The 6,489-nt window shown below is 64.9% G+C and carries 4 protein-coding genes; all 4 read left to right on the top strand.

Annotated elements, in window-relative coordinates; translation table 11 throughout:
* Positions 1-64: 64 nt before the first annotated feature.
* Genes JQ628_RS33020 through JQ628_RS33035 form a run of 4 tightly spaced genes read left to right on the top strand, consistent with a single transcriptional unit; the run spans position 65 to position 6,377 of the window.
* Entirely contained in the window at positions 65-1,291 is a 1,227-nt protein-coding gene (locus tag JQ628_RS33020) for an ABC transporter substrate-binding protein (RefSeq protein ID WP_212230422.1), read from the top strand.
* Between the two features lie 37 nt (positions 1,292-1,328).
* Entirely contained in the window at positions 1,329-2,645 is a 1,317-nt protein-coding gene (locus JQ628_RS33025; protein WP_212230424.1) for an aspartate aminotransferase family protein, read from the top strand.
* A 19-nt stretch (positions 2,646-2,664) separates the two neighbouring features.
* Entirely contained in the window at positions 2,665-4,332 is a 1,668-nt protein-coding gene (locus JQ628_RS33030; RefSeq protein ID WP_212230426.1) for a hydantoinase B/oxoprolinase family protein, read from the top strand.
* Positions 4,333-4,334: 2 nt separating this feature from the next.
* Entirely contained in the window at positions 4,335-6,377 is a 2,043-nt protein-coding gene (locus JQ628_RS33035) for a hydantoinase/oxoprolinase family protein (RefSeq protein WP_212230428.1), read from the top strand.
* Positions 6,378-6,489: the final 112 nt, after the last annotated feature.

Raw genomic sequence — 6,489 nt, forward strand, 5'->3', positions numbered from 1 at the left:
GCCTCCAATGAGTGGGTAGCCTGAAGGGCTTGTAAAAACGTGTTCCGACTGACAGTTCAAGAAAATGCCAATCAAAAGCCTGCGTTCGGTATCGTTCCTCATCGTGGCGCTGCTGACGGCGGCTACAGCCGCGGCACAGCCGAATAGCGGCAAGGCGGATGCCGAGATCCGCATCGGCAATATCATGCCCTATACCGGGCTGCTGGCGGCGTTCGCGACCATCGGCAGAGCCGAAGCCGCCTATTTCGACATGGTCAACGAGCGCGGCGGGATCAACGGACGCAAGATCAAGTTCATTTCCGTCGACAACAACTCCAGCCCGCGGGAAGCGCTCGAGCGGACGCGCGAACTGGTCGAGAAAGAAAAGGTGCTGTTCATGTTCGGCTCGTTCGGCACGCCGGACAACCTTGCGACCCGTCCGTATCTCAACGAAAAGAAAGTCCCGCAATTGTTCATTGCCTCCGGCGACGAGGAATGGGCGCATCCCCGGCGCTTTCCGTGGACGATGGGATGGCAGCCGGCCTTCCGGACCGAGGGGCGGGTATTCGCCAATTACATCCAGGTCGCCTATCCCGATCGCAAGATCGCCGTGCTCTGGGAGAACGATCAGTTCGGGCGTGACCTGTTCAAGGGGTTGCGGGAGGGGCTTGGCGATACCGCGGGCAGGATCGTCTCCGATCTCGCCTTCGACGTCTCCGACAATTCCATCGACAGTCAGATCGAAATCCTGAAGGACAGCGGCGCGGAAATTCTCGTTTTCAACGGCTCGCCGGCCAAGGCCGCCCGCGCCATCCGTAAGGTGGCAGAGCTGGACTGGCATCCGGTGTTTCTGTTGAACAACGCTGCCGCCTCGATCGCCAGCGCGCTGCGGCCCGCCGGCCTACAGAATGCCGTCGGCGTGATTTCGTCCGCCTTCCTGAAGGATGCCGGCGACTCCATGTGGAAGGAGGATCCCGCCATCAGGGCGTTCTCGGCCTTCATGGACAAATACTATCCCGACGGCGACAAGGACGACGGCTATGCACTGTACGGCTATGCGGCGGCCGAGACGATCGTTCAGGTGCTGACCCAGTGCGGTGACGATCTGTCGCGCGAGAACATCATGAAGCAGGCGGCTTCGCTGAAAGACTATCGCCCATCGATCGTGCTTCCCGGCGTCGAAATCAATACAGGTCCGAAGGATTTTCGTCCGATCAAGCAGATGCGGCTGGTGCAATTCGACGGCGATGCGTGGCAGCCGATTGGCGACGTGATCGACAGCGCCTTCACCAGCCTGCCCGGCGACAACTGATTTCGCCCCATCTGTTTAATTCATCTATAAAGGCAGTATGTACCCCGATCCAAATTCCCGTTCGCAGAAGATGTACGATCGCGCGCTGTCGAGCCTGCCCGGCGGCAATACGCGCACCACCGTCTTCATGAAGCCCTATCCGATCTATGCCGCGCGCGGCGAGGGTTGCCGCGTCTTTGATCTCGACGGCAACGCGTTCATCGACTGCATCAACAATTTCACCTCGCTGATCCACGGGCATGCGCATCCCGCGCTGATCAAGGCTGCGACCGACCAGCTCGCGCTGGGCTCGGCCTTCGGTCTGCCGACGCAGTCGGAGGTGGAACTGGCGGAGCTTTTGGCGGCGCGGCTGCCGTCGGTCGATCAGCTCCGTTTCACCAATTCCGGCACCGAAGCGGTGATGATGGCGCTGAAGGCCGCGCGCGCCTTTACCGGCCGGCCGAAAATCGCCAAATGCGAGGGCGCCTATCACGGCTCCTACGACTATGCCGAGGTCAGCCTCGATCCCACGCCGGAGCAATGGGGCCGCAATGCGCCAGTGTCCGTTGCCTATGCCAGGGGCACGCCGGACAACGTGCTGGCGGATGTCGTCGCCATACCCTTCAACGATGCGGAAGCCGCGGTCAGCCTGATCCGCGAACATGGTCGCGAGCTTGCCTGCGTGCTGGTCGATCCCATGCCGAACCGCGCGGGCCTTGCGCCCGCTGACAAGGCGTTTGTGCAGGCGCTGCGCGATGTCACGCGCGAGGTCGGCGCGTTGCTGGTATTCGACGAGGTCATCACGTTCCGCCTGGGCTATGCCGGCGCGCAGGGGATTTGGGATATCGAGCCGGACCTGACCACGCTCGGAAAGATCATGGGCGGCGGCTTTCCGGTCGGCGCCGTCGGCGGCCGCAAGGACGTGATGGCGGTGTTCGATCCGCGGCCGGGCAAGCCGATGCTGCCGCATGGCGGCACGTTCTCCGCCAATCCCGTGACGATGCGCGCAGGTATCGCCGCGATGGAGCTGCTAGATCACGCCGCCTTCGATCGCCTCGATGCGATGGGCGAGGCCGTTCGCTCCGGCATCAACGACGCCTTCCGCCGCCATGGCGTTCCCGGCGGCACGGTCGGGCTCGGCTCGCTGCTAAAGGTCCATTTTGCGGATCGGCCGGTGCGCGACTATCGCTCGGCTTACCTCACCGACGAAGAGGCGAGGCGACAGGCAATCTTCAACCGCAGCCTGCTCAATCGTGGCGTGCTGGCGGCGGGCTATGGCTTGATGGCGCTATCGACGCCGATGAGCGATACCGATATTGATGCGATCATCGAGGCGGCATCGGGCGCATTGGCCGAAGTCGCTGCGACGCTCTGAAAGGACTCTCAAGGCAGGCATGGCTCCCAAGATCGATCCCATCACGCGGTCCGTGGTCCAGCACCGGCTGGGCTCGATCGTGAAGGAAATGGGCGAAGCCATGCTTCGCACCTCCTATTCGCAAATCCTCAATTCCAGCCGCGATTTTTCGCTGGCGATCTGCGACACGCGCGCGCGGCTGATCGCGCAGGCCGAGCACATCCCGGTGCATGTCGGCGCGCTGCCTTGGGCGACGCGCGCGGTGGAGGGGCGGTTCAAGGACATTTCGCCCGGCGACGTCATCCTGCTCAACGATCCCTATCACGGCGGCAGCCATCTGCCCGATCTCACCGCCTTCGTGCCGATCTTCGACGGCGACAAGCGGTTGCTGTGGACCATCGTGCGTGCGCATCAGAGCGACATCGGCGGCGCTACCCACGGCGCCTACAATCCCGCCGCCACGGAGATTTATCAGGAAGGCATTCGCGTCCCGCCGATCAAGCTCTATGAAGCCGGCAAGCCGCGCGAGGATCTGCTCGACCTGCTGGCGCTCAATATCCGCAACCCCCGCGAATTCCGCGGCGACCTCGCAGCGATGCTGGGCGCGGCGCATCTCGGCCAGCGGCGGCTGTCAAAACTGTTTGCCGAATTCGGCGCACCGACGGTGGAAGCCGCGATCGAGGCGATTCTCGATGCCGCCGAACAGCAGGCGCGTGCCGTGGTCTCGACCTGGAAAGACGGCGTGTTCCATGGCGAAGCCTTTCTCGACGATGACGGCCACGGCCGCACCGACATCCGCATCGCGGCAAAGGTCACCAAGAAGGGCAGCGATGTCGAGGTCGATCTTTCCGATTCCGATCCGCAGTCGACCAGCTTTGTAAACTCCTCGCACGCCAACATGCAGGCGGCGGTGGCGATGGCGTTCGCCTATCTGATCGATCCCGAAATCCCCAAGAACGACGGCGCGCTGCGGCCGCTGAAGGTGATCGCAAAGCAGGGCACCATCGTCTGGGCCGATCCGGGCCGGCCGGTGACGCTGTGCACCAGCCATCCCTCCAATGAGATCGTCGAAGCGATCGTGAAAGCGATGTCGGCATCCTGTCCGGAGAGCGCCATGGCCGGCTGGGGCCGCCGTTTCCGGATCGCGATCCAGGGCGAGAACCCGCGCAACGGGCGCAACTTCATCTGGCATATGTTCCAGGCGCGTCCTGGCGGCGGCGCATCGTCCGGCGGCGACGGCTATTCCTCGATCGGCGAGTGGCACTCGGTCGGCGGACTCAAATTCGGCAGCATCGAAGTCGCCGAGGTGCGCTTTCCGCTTTATTTCCGCGCGCATGAATTTCGTCCCGGCTCCGGCGGCGACGGACAATTTCGCGGCGGGCTGGGCGTCTCGCTCGACATGGTGCTGGAGACAGAAAAGCCCGCGCTCGGCAATACGGCGGGCGAGGGAACCAAGCACGGGCCTTGCGGCATGCTGGGCGGCGAGGACGGCGCGCCGCATCGCTATCGCCTGCTGTCAGAGGGGCGCGAGCCGTGCGTTCTGCGCACCAAGGAAGTCGGCATCGAGTTGCATCCCGGCGATTGCATCGAGGTGCGCTCGTCCGGTGGCGGCGGCTGGGGACCGCCGGAAAAACGCTCGGCGGAAGCGCGCCGGCGCGATGCAGAACAGGGCCTGACGGCCGATCTGTCGGCGGAGCCAGGGGCCTGAGCATGTACACGATCGGCGTAGACGTCGGCGGCACCTATACGGATCTCGTCGCCACGGACGATAGCGGGCGCACGGTATTTGCGAAATCGCCGTCGACCCCGGCGGATCAATCCATCGGCGTGATGGCCGGGCTGGAGGAGCTGGCGCGGCGGCTCGGCGTGGCGCGCGCTGACATGCTCGCGAACACAGACCGGCTCGTGCACGGCACGACGGTTGCGACCAACGCGCTGCTGGAGCGCAAGGGCGCAAGAGTCGCGCTGTTGACCACCGAAGGCCATCGCGACGTGCTCGAAATGCGCGAGGGGCTGAAGCCGGATCGCTACGATTTGCGCTCGCCGCCGCCGGAGCCGCTGGTGCCGCGCGAGCGGCGGCTCGGCGTGCGCGAGCGGTTGAAGGCCGACGGCAGCGCAGCGATCCCGCTCGATGCGCGCTCGCTGGACGAGGCGATCGACGCGGCGAAAAAATCCGGCGCGAACTCGATCGCCGTCTGTTTCCTGCACGCCTATCTTAATCCCGCGCACGAACTCGCCGCGGTCGAGCGATTGCGCGAGGCGATGCCGGACCTGACGGTCTCGCGCTCAAGCGACGTGCTGCCGCAGATCAAGGAATATGAGCGCGTCTCAACCACGGTTGTGAACGCCTATGTCGAGCCGGTGGTGCGGCGCTATCTCACCAATCTGGAAAAGCGCCTCGGCGAAGCAGGCTTCAAGGGCAGCCTGTTCATCGTGCTGTCGCATGGCGGCATGGCGCCGGTGGAAGAAGCCTCGCGCCTTGCCGCGGGCACGGTGCTGTCCGGGCCGGCCGGCGGCGTTTCCGGCGGCAGACGCTGCGCCGAACTGCTCGGCATCGCCGATCTCGTGCCGTTCGACATGGGCGGCACCAGCACCGACATTTCGCTGATCGCGGATGGCCAAGCTTCGCTCTCAGCCGACGGCATGCTGGCTGGACAGCGCATCGCGCTGCGCAGCCTCGATATCGCCAGCATCGCGGCCGGCGGCGGCTCGATTGCCAGTGTCGACGGTAGCGGCACGCTGCGGGTCGGCCCGGAAAGCGCGGGCTCGGTACCGGGCCCGGCCTGCTACGGCAATGGCGGTACGGCCGCGACCGTCACCGACGCCAATGTCGTGCTGGGCTATCTCGATGCCTCCGCCTTCATGGGCGGCGCGCGCCCGCTCGATCGCGCGGCATCCGAGGCCGCGGTCGATCGCGTCGCGGCGTCGCTAGGCCTGTCGCGGCTCGAAGCCGCCGCCGGCATCTACCGCATGATCAACCTGAAGATGGCCGACGGTATCCGCCTGATGACGCTGCGCCGCGGCGTCGATCCCCGAAAATTCGCGCTGCTCAGCTTTGGCGGCGCGGCAGGCCTGCACGCGGCGGAAGTCGCGCGCGAGCTCGAGATCAAGCGCATCATCGTGCCGACGGCGGCCTCGGTGCTGTCGGCCTGGGGCATGCTGACCAGCGATCTCCGCTACGAAGTCAGTCGCACGCATTATGGCGCCGGCAGCCGCATCAGGGCGGACGAAGTGCACACCTTGTTCGGCGAACTGGAGCAGCAGGCCGAGAGCCGTCTGCGGAGCTGGTTCAACGGACCGATCCACATCGAGCGCTCCGCCGAAATGCGCTATGGCGAGCAGATCTTTGAGATCGACGTCTCGCTCGACGGCTTAGATTTGAATTCGCCGTCACTGGTCGACGAGATCGAAGCCCGCTTCCACCGCCGCCACGAAGAGCTCTACACCTATGCCTCACCCGGCCAGGAGGTCGTGTTCGTCAACGCCCGCGTCGCCGCCGTCGGCGAGGTTTTGCGACGCGGAGAGGACGCGAAAGCCGCAGCGCAGGCCTCGGCCTGCAAGCCACAAGGGACGCGCAAGGCGCATTTCGGCGGCTGGCGCGACATACCGGTCCATGCCTTCGACAGGCTACAGCCCGGCCATTCGCTGGAGGGACCGGCGATCATCGAAGCGGAAACCACCACGGTGCTGATCGACACCGGCGACCGCGTCAGCGTGAACGCGCTCGGCTGGCTGGATATTTCGCTGCGCTAATCAGAGATCGTGCGCTGTCACCCTCTCCCCCTTGTGCAGGGGAATCGCATATGGATTTGAGAGGCCTATTGCATTGGAGGGCAATAGGGATTCTGAAGACGGCTCCCGGATC

The sequence above is a fragment of the Bradyrhizobium lablabi genome (assembly GCF_018129385.1).
GTDB lineage: Bacteria > Pseudomonadota > Alphaproteobacteria > Rhizobiales > Xanthobacteraceae > Bradyrhizobium > Bradyrhizobium lablabi_C.